The sequence below is a fragment of the Salinarimonas sp. NSM genome, assembly GCF_052380005.1.
In the GTDB taxonomy this organism is placed as follows: domain Bacteria; phylum Pseudomonadota; class Alphaproteobacteria; order Rhizobiales; family Beijerinckiaceae; genus Salinarimonas.
Genome location: NZ_JBQTCJ010000049.1, coordinates 24858 through 38019 on the forward strand (window position 1 = coordinate 24858; position 13162 = coordinate 38019).

Genomic DNA, 13162 nt, shown 5'->3' on the forward strand with positions numbered 1-13162 from the left:
CGACGCGGGCGCTCGAGCGACCATCCGGCCGGGTCCCAGCCCCGGCCGTCCGCCGATCGGGCCACCCGGCCGCCCGTCGGCGACTGAGCGAAGGCACCTGCCCCGATGGCGAAGCGCGACTATTACGAGATCCTCGGCGTCGAGAAGACGGCGGACGAGAAGGTGCTCAAGAGCGCCTTCCGCAAGCTGGCCATGCAATGGCACCCGGATCGTAATCCCGGCAACGCCGAGGCCGAGCTCAAGTTCAAGGAGCTCAACGAGGCCTACCAGGTCCTCTCCGATCCGCAGAAGCGCGCGGCCTACGACCGCTTCGGCCACGGCGCCTTCCAGGGCGCGGGCGGCGGCGCGGGGGGCGGGCCCGGCTTCGGGCCCGACTTCTCCGACTTCATGTCGGACATCTTCGAGAACTTCTTCGGCGAGGGCGGGCCCCGGCGCGGCGGGCGCGGGGCCGGCGGCGGGACGGGTCGCGAGCGCGGGGCGGACCTGCGCTACAACCTCGAGATCACGCTCGAGGACGCCTTCAAGGGCCGCACGGAGGACCTGAAGATCCCCACCGCCATCGCCTGCGAGGCCTGTGGCGGCTCCGGCGCGAAGCCGGGCTCGAAGCCCAAGGCCTGCGGCACCTGCAACGGCTACGGCCGCGTGCGCGCGACGCAGGGGTTCTTCACGATCGAGCGCACCTGCCCCACCTGCCTCGGCCGCGGCGAGGTGATCGACGACCCCTGCGAGATCTGCCAGGGCGCCGGCCGGGTCACCCGCGAGCGCACGCTGTCGGTCAACATTCCCGCCGGCGTCGAGGAAGGCACCCGCATCCGCCTCGCCGGCGAGGGCGAGGCCGGCCTGCGCGGCGGGCCTGCGGGCGATCTGTACATCTTCCTGTCGATCGCCCCGCATTCCTTCTTCCAGCGCGACGGTGCGGACCTGTTCGCCCGCGTGCCGATCCCGATGATCAAGGCGGCGCTCGGCGGCGAGGTCACCGTGCCGACGATCGACGGCTCCGACGCGAGGGTGACGATCCCGGCGGGCACCCAGACCGGCAAGCAGTTCCGCCTGCGCGGCAAGGGCATGCCGGTGCTTCGCTCGCGCGACGTGGGCGACCTCCACATCCAGGTCGTCATCGAGACGCCACAGAACCTCACGAAAAGGCAGAGGGAGCTCCTCCAGGAGTTCGAGACGGAATGCTCGCGGGACACGCACCCCGAGAGCCACGGCTTCCTGAACAGGGTGCGCGAGTTCTTCGGCGGAACCGGACGGGCTTGACGCGCGTCGGTACGGTTGCTCTATACGGCTCGCCCGCACGTTCGGGCCGCCGCCAGGAAAGGAATCAGGCGTGCTGCCAAGCTCCCATCGGCAAACGCAGAAGAAGGTTCCGGTCGATCTCGACGACGAGGCCCGGTTCCTGCGCTCCTGGATCGAGCGGCCCCTCGTCACCGGCGCCGTCACCCCGTCGGGCAAGCTGCTCGCCCGCACCATGGCCGCCTATGTCGATGCGCGCGCCCCCGGCCCGGTGATCGAGCTCGGGCCCGGCACGGGACCCGTGACCGATGCGCTCGTGGACCGCGGCATCGAGCAGGAGCGACTCGTCCTCGTCGAGTTCAACCCGGATTTCTGCCGCCTGCTGCGCCACCGCTTCCCGCGCGCGACGGTGATCCAGGGCGACGCCTACGACATCCGCACCACGGTGAGCGAGCTCCTCGCCGAGCCGGCGGCCGCGACGATCTCGTCGCTGCCCCTGTTCACCAAGCCCGTCGAGCAGCGCCTCGCGCTGCTGCGCGCCGCGCACGACCTCTCGCGCCCGGGCGCCCCCTTCGTGCAGTTCACCTACGCCGTGGTGCCGCCGATCCCCAAGCACCCGAGCGAGTACACCGCGACCCCCTCCCAGCGCATCTGGCTGAACCTGCCACCGGCGCGGGTGTGGGTGTACCGCCGGCCGGAGGCGTGAGGGAGATGGGTCATGCCCGCGCCCGCGGGCGAGAAGAGGCGGGCGATCGCCCCTCTTCTCCTTCCCTGTAGGGGAACGTCGCGCCGGCGAAGCCGGTGACGGATGGGGCGCGGCGCGCGAGCGACGGGTGTCGCGAAGCGTAAACCACGGTGTCCGGTCGAGGACGTCCACTTCGGCTTCGCCAAACGCGCGTTCCGCGCGCCCCATCCGTCTCGTCGGCTTCGCCGCCGAGCCACCTTCTTCTACAGGGAAGGACAATCCCCGCGACGCTCACACGACCGAGCGCGCCACCCGCCGCGCCGCCTCGATCTGCCGGCGCTGGTCGGCGAACTGGCCGAGCGCGACGGCGCCCTCCATCAGGAGCATGAGCGGCTCGGCCGCGAAGCGGGCGTCGCGCAGGCCGGCGCGCGCGAGCGCGGTCTCGACGAGGCCGCGGACGCGGATCTTGTGGTCGCGCGCGAGGCGCAGGACGTCCGGGTGCCCGCGCCCGTACTCCGAGGCCGCCGTCTGAAACAGGCAGCCGCGGGCGCCGTGGGTCTCGTGCCAATCGGACAGCGCGGCGAACAGCGCGTCCACGATCGCTCCATGGCCCTGCGCATCCGCGAGGCCGCGCGCGATCGCCTGCTCGAAGAGGGCGGCGCGGTGGGCGAGCACCGTGAGCACGACCGCGTGCTTGCTGCGGAAGTGCTTGTAGAACGTCCCGCGCGACAGCCCCGACGCCGCCAGCAGATCCTCGACGCTGACGCCGACGAAGCCACGACGATAGAATAGATCGTTCGCCGCCTCGACGATGGAGGCGTGACTTTCCGTCATCTGAGTTTCATCTCCACTTTGATATTTTCCACCAAGATTCGGCCTTGATCGACGATTCGACTCTGCTCATCCAATCGATTATACAGATTTGTATAAACCAACGCGAGTCCGTCATGCACCGCCCTCCCCCGCTCTTCTGGACCGCCGTCGCCGGCCTCGCCCTCGTGGGCGTCTCCTTCGGGATCGCCCGCTACGGCTACGGGCTGTTCCTCCCGCGCATGGCCGAGACCTTCGGGATGGACGAGCCGATGCAGGGGCTCGTCGCCAGCGGCTCCTACGCGTCCTACGTCCTCGCCACGATCGGGGCGGCCTGGGCGTCCGGCCGGTTGGGGCCGCGCCTGCCGATCGCGCTCGGCGTCGCCGCCGCCTGCGGGGGCGCGGCCATCGTCGCGGCGGCGGACGGGCTCGCTGCGCTCGCCGTCGGCGTCGCGCTGGCGGGTGCGAGCCCGGGGCTCGTCTTCCCCGCGCTGTCGGACTGGGTCTCGGTCGTCGCGCGCGAGGAGGGTCGCAACCGGCTCTTCGCCATCATGAACTCGGGAACGGGCGCCGGCGTGATCCTGGCCGCGCCCTTCGCGCTGGCGCCCGCCGCGCTGTGGCAGCACGCGTGGGGCGCGTTCGCGCTCGCCTCGGTGCTGCTCGGCGCCGGCGCGATCGCGCTCGCGCCGCCCCATCCGCCGAAGAGCGCATCCGTCGGCGCGACGCGCGCGCGCTCCTTCCGCGCGGCCGACCTCGTCGCGCCGGCTGCGCTCCCGCTCTACGCGAGCGCGCTCGTCGCCGGGCTCACCACGGCGGTGTACTGGACCTTCTCCATCGCCACGATCTTCGAGGCGGGCGGGTCGCTCGGCGGCCTCGCGCGGCCGGAGATCGCCTTCTGGGCGCTGACCGGCGTCTCGGGCTTCGTCGGCGCGCTCACGGGAGACGCGGTGAACCGGCGCGGGCTGCCGCTCGTCACCCGCGGCACGCTCGCGACGATCGCGGCCGCCTGCCTCCTGATCGGCCTCGCGCCCGCGTCGGGCGCGGCGATCGCCGTCTCGGGGGCCGTGTTCGGGGCGGCCTTCATCTTCGTGACGGGGCTCCTCGGCGTCTGGAGCCTGCGCGTCTTCCGGGAGCGGCCCTCCGCCGGCTTCGGCGCGACCTTCCTCGTCTTCACCTTCGGCGCGATGATCGGGCCGATCGTCGGCGGCGCGCTCTCCCCGGCGCTCGGGCGCGAGGGCGTCTTCGTGCTCGCCGCCGCGGCGACGCTGATCCCGAGCCTGCTGCCGGCACGGGCGTTCGCGCGGGCGCCGGCCGTCGCACCGATCCTCAGCGCCCCTCGATCCCCCACAGCGAGCGAAGCGCGATCGCATCCCCGATCGTCAGCCCCGCCGCCGTGAGCGCCTTCGCCTGGGCGGCCACCACGGCCGCGTTGTCGGCGGCGGGCGAGCCGTCGGGGAGCGCGAGGTTGTTCTCGAAGCCGCAGCGGACGTGGCCGCCGAGCAGCCCCGCGAGCACGCCGCAGCCCGCCTCGCGCGGACCGAAGGCGCAGACCATGAAGTCGCGGTAGATGTCGGCGCAGCTCTCGACCATCGGGATGAAGTCGGTCGGCCGCGCGGGGGTCGGCGGGTCGTAGCGCCCGCCCACGAACAGGATGGAGACCTGCCGCGCGTCGATCACCCGCGCATGCGCCCAGCGCGCGAGCCGGTCGGCATCGGTACGGTCGTAGGCGATGATCTGCGGCGCGATGCGCTCCGCCTCGCAGAAGGCGAGCAGGTCCGACAGGCGCTTGGCGTCGGACTCGACGGGCGCGATCTCGCGCAGCGCCATCGACACCGCCTCGGGCTTGACCGCCTTGACCACCGCGACCTGCTCGTCGGGCGCGTAGCGGCCGATCGACTCGGTGGTGATCTGCACCACCATGCGCGGCCCGGCGGCGTCGCGCACCGCGGCGATCGCCTCGCGGTACAAGCCGGGGTCGAGGCTGTGGCGGCCCTCGCGGTCGCGCACGTGCAGATGGATCATCGCCGCACCGGCGCTCTGTGCCGCGCGGGCCACGGCGGCGCACTCCCCCGCCGTCAGCGGCAGGGCGGGATGATCCGCCTTCGTCCGCCGGCCCCCGTTCGGCGCCACCGCGATGAAGGTGGGCGCATAGAGCGCGCCGCGTCGTTCGTTGTCGGTCATCCAGCGTCCCGCATCCGTGTTTTTCCGAAGTATGCGCGAAGCCGCGCCGACACGGAAGGGCATTGGTTACAGAAAGGCGAATTCGTTCCACGGAGAACGTCGTGCGACGGCAATCCAGTCAGGAATGGCGCCTTTGCGCCGCGTCCGGGTGCAGGGCCCGCAGCGTCGCGAGCCAGCTCGGCGGCAGCCCGGCGGCCTCCGCGGCGGCGACGACCGATTCGAGGTAGCCCGGCTGCGGCGTGCCGCCCTCGCTGGCGCGGCCCACGTAGACGATCGCGCGGCGCGCGCCCTTCTCGGTCAGCACCGGCTGCACGAGCTTCGTGTACAGCCCGGTGTGGAGGCTCTCCCAGCGGTCGAGCGCCGGGACGTCGCGCAGCGCGAGGTCCCACAGCACGCCCCACACGGCGCCGTGCGGCGCGCGCGCGACGCTCGCCCAGCCCTCGCGCATGATCACGACACGGTGGCGCATCAGCCGCGCGGTGCCTATCGGCCGCGAGGCGGGGCAGCGGGCAGCCATCTGCGTGCGGTCCATGTTGGACCCGTAGGCGAAGTAGAGCGGCATCGGGCGTGCGTGCGCGTCAGGCGAACTCGAGGATCACGGCATCGACGGCGAGGCTGTCGCCCTCCTCGGCGTGGATGGCCGCGACGGTGCCGTCGCGCTCGGCGCGCAGCACGTTCTCCATCTTCATGGCCTCGACGATCGCGAGCGGCTCGCCCGCCTTCACCTCCTGGCCGACCTCGGCCATCAGCGCCTTGACGAGGCCCGGCATCGGGCACAGCAGCTGCTTGGACGTGTCCGCCGGCACCTTCTCGGGCATCAGCTCGACGAAACGCGCCTCCGCTGCGGTGAAGGCCTTGGCCTTCGCCGAGGCGCCCTGGTGCTGCAGGAAGACGCCGTTGACGATCGGGCGAACCTGCACCGCGATCGCGACGTCCGCGACGGTGCCCTCCCACACCGGGTCGCCGGGCCGCCAGCCGCTCGCGACCGGCACCGCGCCGCCGTCGGAGAAGCCGATCACGACGATTCCGTCGGGGCGTTCGTCCACCGTGACGTCGAAGCGCTGCTTCTCCAGCATGACGACGCGCTCGCGCGAGACGTGGAGCTCGCGCCCGAGCATCTGGCCCGAGATCGTGCGCTTGCGCCGCGCCTCGAGATAGTCGATCCACGCCGCCACCGCCGCCATGCGGGTCGCGACCACGCCCGCGGGCTCCGGCGCCTGGAAGCCCTCGGGAAACTCCTCTGCGATGAAGGCCGTCGACAGCGCCCCCTCGCGCCAGCGCGGGTTCTGCATGATCGCGGTGAGGAAGGGGATGTTGTGGCGGATGCCGTCGATGGCGAAAGCGTCGAGGGCCCGCGACTGCGCGTCGATGGCCGCCTCGCGGGTCGGAGCGTGGGTGACGAGCTTGGCGATCATCGGATCGTACCAGATCGAGATCTCCCCGCCTTCCTCGACGCCGGTGTCGTTGCGTACGGTGACGCCGTCCGCGCTGCCCTCCGCCGGCGGGCGGTAGATGGTCAGCCGACCCGTCGAGGGCAGGAAGCTGCGCGTCGGGTCCTCGGCGTAGATGCGGCTCTCGATCGACCATCCGTCGAGGCGAACGTCGTCCTGGGTCCAGCGGAGCCGCTCGCCGGCGGCGACGCGGATCATCTCCTCGACGAGATCGATGCCGGTGATCATCTCGGTGACCGGGTGCTCGACCTGGAGGCGCGTGTTCATCTCGAGGAAGTAGAAGGACTTGTCCTGCCCCGCCACGAACTCGACCGTGCCGGCCGAGTCGTAGCCGACCGCCCTGGCGAGGGCGACCGCCTGCTCGCCCATGAGGCGGCGGGTCTGCGGGTCGAGCAGGGGCGAGGGCGCCTCCTCGACGACCTTCTGGTTGCGGCGCTGGATCGAGCATTCGCGCTCGGACACCCAGATGCAGTTGCCGTGCTTGTCGCCGAGCACCTGGATCTCGATGTGGCGGGGCTGGGTGATGAACTTCTCGACGAAGACCCGGTCGTCGCCGAAGGAGCTCGCCGCCTCCGAGCGCGCCCGCGCGAAGCCCTCGGCCACCTCGTCCTTCGACCAGGCGATGCGCATGCCCTTGCCGCCGCCGCCGGCCGAGGCCTTGAGCATGACGGGAAAGCCGATCTCCTCGGCGATGGCGATCGCGTGCTCCGGGCTCTCGATGACGCCGAGGAAGCCCGGCACCGTCGAGACCTTCGCGGCGGCGGCCGCCTTCTTCGATTCGATCTTGTCGCCCATCGCGGCGATGGCGCCGGGATTGGGGCCGATGAAGACGATGCCGGCCTCCGCCAGCGCCTTGGGGAAGGCCTCGCGCTCGGAGAGGAAGCCGTAGCCCGGGTGCACCGCCTGCGCGCCGGTCTTCCGGCAGGCCTCGACGATCTTCTCGATGACGAGGTAGCTCTCGGCCGCCGCCGCCGGGCCGATGTGCACCGCCTCGTCCGCCATGTCGACGTGCACCGCATCGCGATCGGCGTCGGAATAGACGGCGACCGTCGCGATTCCCATCTTGCGTGCGGTCTTGATCACGCGGCAGGCGATCTCGCCGCGATTGGCGATGAGGATCTTGTCGAACATGAACGCGGGCCTCGCTGGTCGTCGGTGAGACGCCCCGAGGTTCTAGCGACCCGCGGCGGGTCTCGTCCACGCCTCTTTCGACTGAGAGGCGCGCCGCGCGCCGGTCACGCCGCGCGGTCGGCCTTGCGCGCCGCGTCCTTGAGCCGCTTGGGCACCTCGGGCGCGTCGAGGACGTCGCGCATGCGCATGACACCGCCGCGCATGACGAAGACGAGCAGCGTCTCGTCGACCCGGTGCGCCTCGCGCACCATCTGCGCGACGGCGCGCCGGGCGTTCTCGCTCGGGCCGCCGCAGGCGTTGACAGAGGTGACGAGCCAGCGGGCGAGCCCGGAATCGACGACGCCGGTGGGGCGCGCGCCCCACACGACGAAGTCGACGACGAGGGATGCGAACAGCTCCGACCAGGCCTGCGCGGCCGCCTCGTCCGCCCGCTTCACGGTGCGGTCGAGCGCGATGAGGACGTCCGCCTCCTCGCGCGTGGCGATGCCCACCTCGAGGGCGATGGTGCGCAGTCGCGCCACGTCCTCGAGGGTCATCGTCCGGTTCTCGCAGATATTGTCGGCGAATTCGCGCAAAGCTTGATCGATCATGTTCGACGCCTCCCCGGTCTTCGTTGTCGCGACCGGTGTGTTGGTTCGTACGAGGACTGTGATCGATACCGCTTGGGGGAGTGTTAATCCGAAAGCGTCAACACGCGTTCAGGTTAAGCGCACGTGCGCGGGAATGGTTTCGCGATGCTTGCCGCCCGCCGAGCCGCCGCCCGGATCGCGTCGCCCGGCGGGAGCGGTGGCCTCAGTCGCCCCGCGCGTAGGCCGCGATGATCGGGCCGAGCGGCGCCCAGCCGTCGCCGGTGCGGCCGAGATGGGGGGCGTAGAGGCTCGGCACGAGGCCGCCGTCGAGGAAGAGCGCGTCCTCCGTGCCGAGCCCGTCGCGGAACAGGCGGGCGAAGGTGTGGAAGGAGACCGGCTCCTCCGAGATCGCGAACCAGATCTCTCCATCCTCGCCGACGCCCACGCCGTTGCGGCGCTTGAGCGAATCGGAGCCGGGGATGAAGCGCGGGTGGAGCTCGCCCTGGATGACGAGCATCGGCCCCGACTGGGTGGCGAGCGTCGCGTTGGGCCGCGCCGCGCGATAGGCCTCGGTGGTCATGACCCCGGCGGTGCCGCCGGCGACGAAGAAGACGCCGTTGGGCTTCATGTGGAAGTTGCCCGGCCCGTCGTTGGTGTTGAGGGGCGCGATCGTCTCGCCCTGCTCGACATGGAGCCCGATCGGGTCGAGCTTCATGTCGTACATGCCGGCGTTCATGGCGAAGACGAGCGGCGCGCCCTCGATCTCCTGCGGCAGGGCCGAGAAGCGCCCGAGCGGACGCCCGTCCTCGCCGGCCGCGAACAGCCGCAGGTCATGGTCGCGCGGATCGACGACGCACACGGTGAAGCGCGCACCGTCGAAGGTCCGTGGCGCGCAGGGCTCGGCGGGCGAGGCGGCGGCGGGCACGGCTGCCGCGAGAAGCCCGCAGAGCAGGGCGCGCAGGATTGTCGTCGGAAGAAGTCTCATGCTCATCGCACCAATTCCCGCATCGCCCGGTCGAGCCCGTCGAGCGTCAGCGGGAACATGCGCCCGCCCATCAGCCGCGAGACGAGGCCGATCGACTGGGTGTGGCCCCAATGCGCCTCCGGCACGGGGTTGAGCCAGGCGGCGCGGCCGAAATGCGCGGTCAGGCGCTCGAGCCAGGCCTGGCCGGGCTCCTCGTTCCAGTGCTCCACCGAGCCGCCGGGGATCAGGATCTCGTAGGGGCTCATCGAGGCGTCGCCGACGAAGACCGCCCGATAGTCCGGCCCGAAGGTGCGGATCACGTCGAGGGTGGGGATCGTCTGCGCATGGCGGCGGCGGTTGTCGCGCCACAGGCCCTCGTAGGGGCAATTGTGGAAGTAGAAGTGCTCGAAATGCTTGAACTCCGCCCGCGCGGCGGAGAAGAGCTCCTCGGCGCGCTCGATGTGCCAGTCCATCGAGCCGCCGACGTCGAGGAAGAGCAGCACCTTGACCGCGTTGCGCCGCTCCGGGCGCATCTTGACGTCGAGAAAGCCCTGGCGGGCGGTCTCGCGGATGGTGCCGTCGAGGTCGAGCTCGTCGGCGGCGCCGGTGCGGGCGAAGCGGCGCAGGCGCCGCAGCGCGACGCGCATGTTGCGCGTGCCGAGCTCGACCTGGTCGTCCAGGTCCTTGAACTCCCGCTTGTCCCAGACCTTCACGGCGCGGAAGTTGCGGTTGCCGTCCTGGCCGATGCGGATGCCTTCGGGGTTGTACCCGTAGGCGCCGAAGGGCGAGGTGCCCGCCGTGCCGATCCACTTCGAGCCGCCCTGGTGGCGGCCCTTCTGCTCGGCGAGGCGCTGCTTCAGCTCGTCCATCAGCCGGTCCCAGCCCCGGGCCTCGATCTCGGCCTTCTCCTCGGGCGTCAGGTAGCGCTCGGCGATCTTGCGCAGCCATTCCTCCGGGATCTCCGCGGCCTCGAGCGCCTCGCCCATCGTGCCGAGCCCCCTGAACACGCGGGAGAACACGCGGTCGAACTTGTCGAGGTTGCGCTCGTCCTTCACCAGCGCGGCGCGGGAGAGGTAGTAGAAATCCTCCACCCGCTTGCCCGCGAGATCGCGCTCCAGCGCGCCGAGCAGCGTCAGGTACTCGCGCAGCGAGACGGGGATGCGCGCGGCGCGCAGCTCGGCGAAGAAGGTGGTCAGCATGGCGGGCAGTGTGGCGGCGCTCGTCCGCCCGTGCAAGCGCGACCGCTTGACCGGCCAGCGCCGCCAAGATACGTTATGTTATAGCGTTACATCTCTGGAGGCGAAGAAAGGCTGCGGCGGCTTGACGCGCCGGTGGAAGCGGATAGCGTGCCCCCGTCGGTTCCCCGAAAGGGGACGAAGAGGGAACCCGGTGAGGGCCGGCCGCGCGAGCGGCGGGCGCGACTCCGGGGCTGCCCCCGCAACTGTGAGCGGAGAGCTTCCTCCCATCATGCCACTGGCCGCCGGGCGCCCGCCCGGGAGCCGGGAAGGCGGGGGGCGGCGACGACCCGCGAGCCAGGAGACCTGCCGACCTCGGCGACCGCCGAGACGACTGCCACGAGACGGGCGGGGAGGCCCGGAGGAGTGACCATGATTCGCGACCCGAGGCACGCCGCGCGCGTGCCCGCTGTCCATAGGTTCGCCATCGCCCGCCGCACGCTGCTCGCGGCCGGCCTGGCGAGCGCCGCGGTGCTCGTCGCCGCCCCGGCGATCGCCGCCGATCCCGCGCCCCTCGTCGTCGCCAAGACCTTCGTGACGCAGAGCCTCGACCCGGTCGACGGCTCGGCCGGCTGGGCGCTCGTCTCCCACGGGATCGCGGAGGGGCTCTTCACGGTCTCGCGCGAGGGGACGATCGTGCCGCTCCTCGCCGAGGCGGCCGAGCGCCGCGACGACGGCGCCTGGATCGTGACGCTCGCCGAAGGCCGCACGTTCTCCGACGGCACGCCGGTCGACGCCGAGGCGGTCGCCGCCGCCCTGAACAGGACGGGCGCCGAGAACCCGGCGGCGCGCGCCAGCGCCGGACGCCTCGCCTTCACGCCGCTCGACGCGGGGACGCTCCTCGTCGAGACCGAGCGGCCGACGCCGATCCTGCCGTCGATCCTGGCGGAATGGGCCTTCCCGGTCTACCGGCAGACGGACGCCGGCCCGATCTTCACCGGCCCCTACGCCGTCGCCGCCTTCGAGCCCGGCGCGCGCATGGCGCTCGCGCCGAACCCGCACTACCCGAACGCCGAGGCCCGCGTGCCGATCGACCTGCGGCGGGTCGGCGACGGGCAGGCGATGGCGATCGCCCTGGCGGCGGGCGAGGTCGACCTCGCCTTCAACCTGCCGGTGGAGACGCTCTCGATGCTGCGGGCTCGCGAGGGCGTGAGCGTGCGCTCCTTCCCCGTCGCCTACCAGTACATGATGTTCATGAACACGCGCGCGGGCCCGCTCGCCGACCCGGCCGTGCGCCGCGCGATCGACCGCGCCGTGGACCGCGCGACGCTCGTCGCGGCCATCCGCGCCGGGCGCCCGGCGACGGGTGCCTTCGCCGACGCGTATCCCTTCGCCGCCGACGTCGTGCCCGCCCACGATCCGGACGAGGCGCGGCGCCTGCTCGAGGAGGCCGGCTGGCACCTCGGCACGGACGGCGTGCGCGCCAAGGACGGCGAGCGGCTCGTGCTCGACCTCGTCGCCTACCCGCAGCGGCCCGATCTCGTCACGCTCCAGCCGGTGCTGCGCGCCGCGCTCGCCGAGATCGGCGTCGGGGTGACGACGCGGGTGACGGAGCAGCCCAACGACGTCGCGTCCGGCGGCGACTTCGACCTCCTGCTCTGGGCCCAGCACACGGCGCCCGCGGGCGATCCGGCCTTCTTCCTCTCGCTCTTCCTCGGGAGCGAGGGCGCGCGCAACTATTCCGGCTGGTCGTCGGGCGCGCTCGACGCTCTCGTCGCGGAGCTGGCGAGCGCCGAGGACCCCGCCGAGCGCCTGCGCCTCGCGCGGGAGGCTCAGGCGTTGGCGGCCGAGGGCGCGCCGGTGGCCTACCTCGTGACGCCGGAATGGCACGTGGGCCTCTCCGACCGGCTCGCCGGCTACGAGCCCTGGGGCTCGGACTACTACGTCATCCGCCCAGACCTCGCGCCGGCGGATTGAGCGCATGGCGACGGCGCTGCGGGGCGGCGCGGGGTTCCTCGGCGCATGGCTGCTCGTGACCGCGGCGGCCTTCGCGCTGGTGCGTGCCATGCCGGGGGACCCGGTCGAGATGCTGCTCGCGGCGGGCAACGTCGCGCCGACGCCGGACGCCGTCGCGGCGCTGCGCGCCGCCTTCGGGCTCGACCGGCCCCTGCCGGCGCAGTTCGCCGCGTGGCTCGGCGGCTTCCTGACGCTGGACTGGGGGGTCTCTCCGGTGACCGGCCGGCCGATCCTGGCCGACGTCGCGGCCCGCGCGCCGTGGTCGGCGGCGATCGGCGCGGGCGGGCTCGGGGCGGCGGTCGCGGGCGGCTTCGCGCTCGGCTTCGCCGCGGCGGCGCGACCGGGCGGGCTCGCGGACCGCGCGAGCCGCGTGCTCGCGGTCTCGTCCCAGGCGCTGCCGGCCTTCGCAGTGGGGCTCGTGCTCTTGTGGCTCGTCGCGGTGGAGTGGAGGCTCCTCGCCCCGCTCACCGGCTCGGTCGCGGAGCGGCTCGTGCTGCCGATCGCGCTCGTCGCGCTGTTCTCGACGGGCGCCGTCGCCAGGGTCGCACGCGTCGCCTTCGCGGAGGCCGCGGCCGCGCCGTACATGATCACCGCGCGCATGAAGGGTCTCTCGCGCACCCGCGCGCTCTGGCGGCACGGGCGCCGGCACGCGGCGCTCACCGTGCTCGCGGCGATCACGCCGGAAGCCGCCTGGATCGTCGGCGGCACGGCGGTGGCGGAGATCGTGTTCTCGGTGCCGGGCCTGTCGGACCGGGTCGTGGCGGCGGTGGCGACGCGCGACTACGCGCTGCTCCAGGCCTACGTCGCCCTCGTCGCATTCTGGCTGCTGGGGGTGCACGCGCTCGCCGCCCTGGCGCGCCGGCGGCTCGACCCGCGGGTCGGCGCGTGAGAGGCGCCCGCCTCGCGCTCGCCGCCGGCGTCGTCGCCGCGGCGGTGCTCGGGGC

General features: G+C 72.5%; 12 protein-coding genes and 1 riboswitch. Of the genes, 5 read left to right on the top strand and 7 right to left on the bottom strand.

The features are described from left to right. Positions 1 to 105 precede the first annotated feature (105 nt). Positions 106 to 1260 carry a molecular chaperone DnaJ gene (gene dnaJ, locus ACTZWW_RS16580; protein ID WP_444782080.1) on the top strand — a complete coding sequence of 385 codons (1155 nt, stop codon included), beginning with the start codon at positions 106 to 108 and terminating at the stop codon, positions 1258 to 1260. Between the two features lie 70 nt (positions 1261 to 1330). Next, a complete protein-coding gene (locus ACTZWW_RS16585; protein ID WP_444782081.1) occupies positions 1331 to 1942 on the top strand; it encodes a class I SAM-dependent methyltransferase in 612 nt (203 codons plus the stop codon). Between the two features lie 270 nt (positions 1943 to 2212). On the opposite strand, the gene ACTZWW_RS16590 is transcribed toward ACTZWW_RS16585, so the two are convergent. After that, entirely contained in the window at positions 2213 to 2755 is a 543-nt protein-coding gene (locus ACTZWW_RS16590; protein ID WP_444782082.1) for a TetR/AcrR family transcriptional regulator, read from the bottom strand. Between the two features lie 113 nt (positions 2756 to 2868). On the opposite strand from ACTZWW_RS16590, the gene ACTZWW_RS16595 reads away from it, so the two are divergent. Then, the gene (locus tag ACTZWW_RS16595) at positions 2869 to 4128 is read left to right on the top strand and encodes an MFS transporter (RefSeq protein ID WP_444782083.1); all 1260 of its coding nucleotides are present in this window, start codon (positions 2869 to 2871) and stop codon (positions 4126 to 4128) included. Here the strand turns inward: ACTZWW_RS16595 and ACTZWW_RS16600 are convergent. The 6 genes from ACTZWW_RS16600 to ACTZWW_RS16625 all read right to left on the bottom strand — a co-directional run bounded on the left by ACTZWW_RS16600 (position 4058) and on the right by ACTZWW_RS16625 (position 10226). After that, entirely contained in the window at positions 4058 to 4912 is an 855-nt protein-coding gene (locus ACTZWW_RS16600; RefSeq protein WP_444782084.1) for a 3-keto-5-aminohexanoate cleavage protein, read from the bottom strand. The two genes, ACTZWW_RS16595 and ACTZWW_RS16600, sit on opposite strands and share 71 nt — an antisense overlap. Before the next feature lie 118 nt (positions 4913 to 5030). Next, a complete protein-coding gene (locus ACTZWW_RS16605; RefSeq protein WP_444782085.1) occupies positions 5031 to 5474 on the bottom strand; it encodes a gamma-glutamylcyclotransferase family protein in 444 nt (147 codons plus the stop codon). 16 nt (positions 5475 to 5490) lie between these two features. Next, complete coding sequence (locus ACTZWW_RS16610) at positions 5491 to 7494, bottom strand: acetyl-CoA carboxylase biotin carboxylase subunit (protein ID WP_444782086.1); 2004 nt, start codon at positions 7492 to 7494, stop codon at positions 5491 to 5493. A gap of 104 nt (positions 7495 to 7598) precedes the next feature. Continuing rightward, entirely contained in the window at positions 7599 to 8084 is a 486-nt protein-coding gene (locus tag ACTZWW_RS16615; RefSeq protein ID WP_444782087.1) for a hypothetical protein, read from the bottom strand. Between the two features lie 202 nt (positions 8085 to 8286). Further along, positions 8287 to 9054 (bottom strand): phosphodiester glycosidase family protein, encoded by a 768-nt coding sequence (locus tag ACTZWW_RS16620; protein WP_444782088.1) that lies wholly within the window; start codon positions 9052 to 9054, stop codon positions 8287 to 8289. Continuing rightward, a complete protein-coding gene (locus ACTZWW_RS16625) occupies positions 9051 to 10226 on the bottom strand; it encodes a vWA domain-containing protein (protein ID WP_444782089.1) in 1176 nt (391 codons plus the stop codon). Before ACTZWW_RS16625 ends, ACTZWW_RS16620 begins: the two co-directional genes overlap by 4 nt. 140 nt (positions 10227 to 10366) lie before the next feature. After that, a riboswitch (cobalamin riboswitch) is annotated at positions 10367 to 10590 on the top strand. A gap of 74 nt (positions 10591 to 10664) precedes the next feature. On the opposite strand from ACTZWW_RS16625, the gene ACTZWW_RS16630 reads away from it, so the two are divergent. Together ACTZWW_RS16630 and ACTZWW_RS16635 are read left to right on the top strand one after the other, a co-directional pair. Next, positions 10665 to 12179, top strand: coding sequence for an ABC transporter substrate-binding protein (locus tag ACTZWW_RS16630; RefSeq protein ID WP_444782090.1), 1515 nt, complete (start codon positions 10665 to 10667; stop codon positions 12177 to 12179). A 4-nt stretch (positions 12180 to 12183) separates the two neighbouring features. Beyond that, positions 12184 to 13107 (top strand): ABC transporter permease, encoded by a 924-nt coding sequence (locus ACTZWW_RS16635; protein WP_444782091.1) that lies wholly within the window; start codon positions 12184 to 12186, stop codon positions 13105 to 13107. The last annotated feature ends 55 nt before the right edge of the window (positions 13108 to 13162 follow it).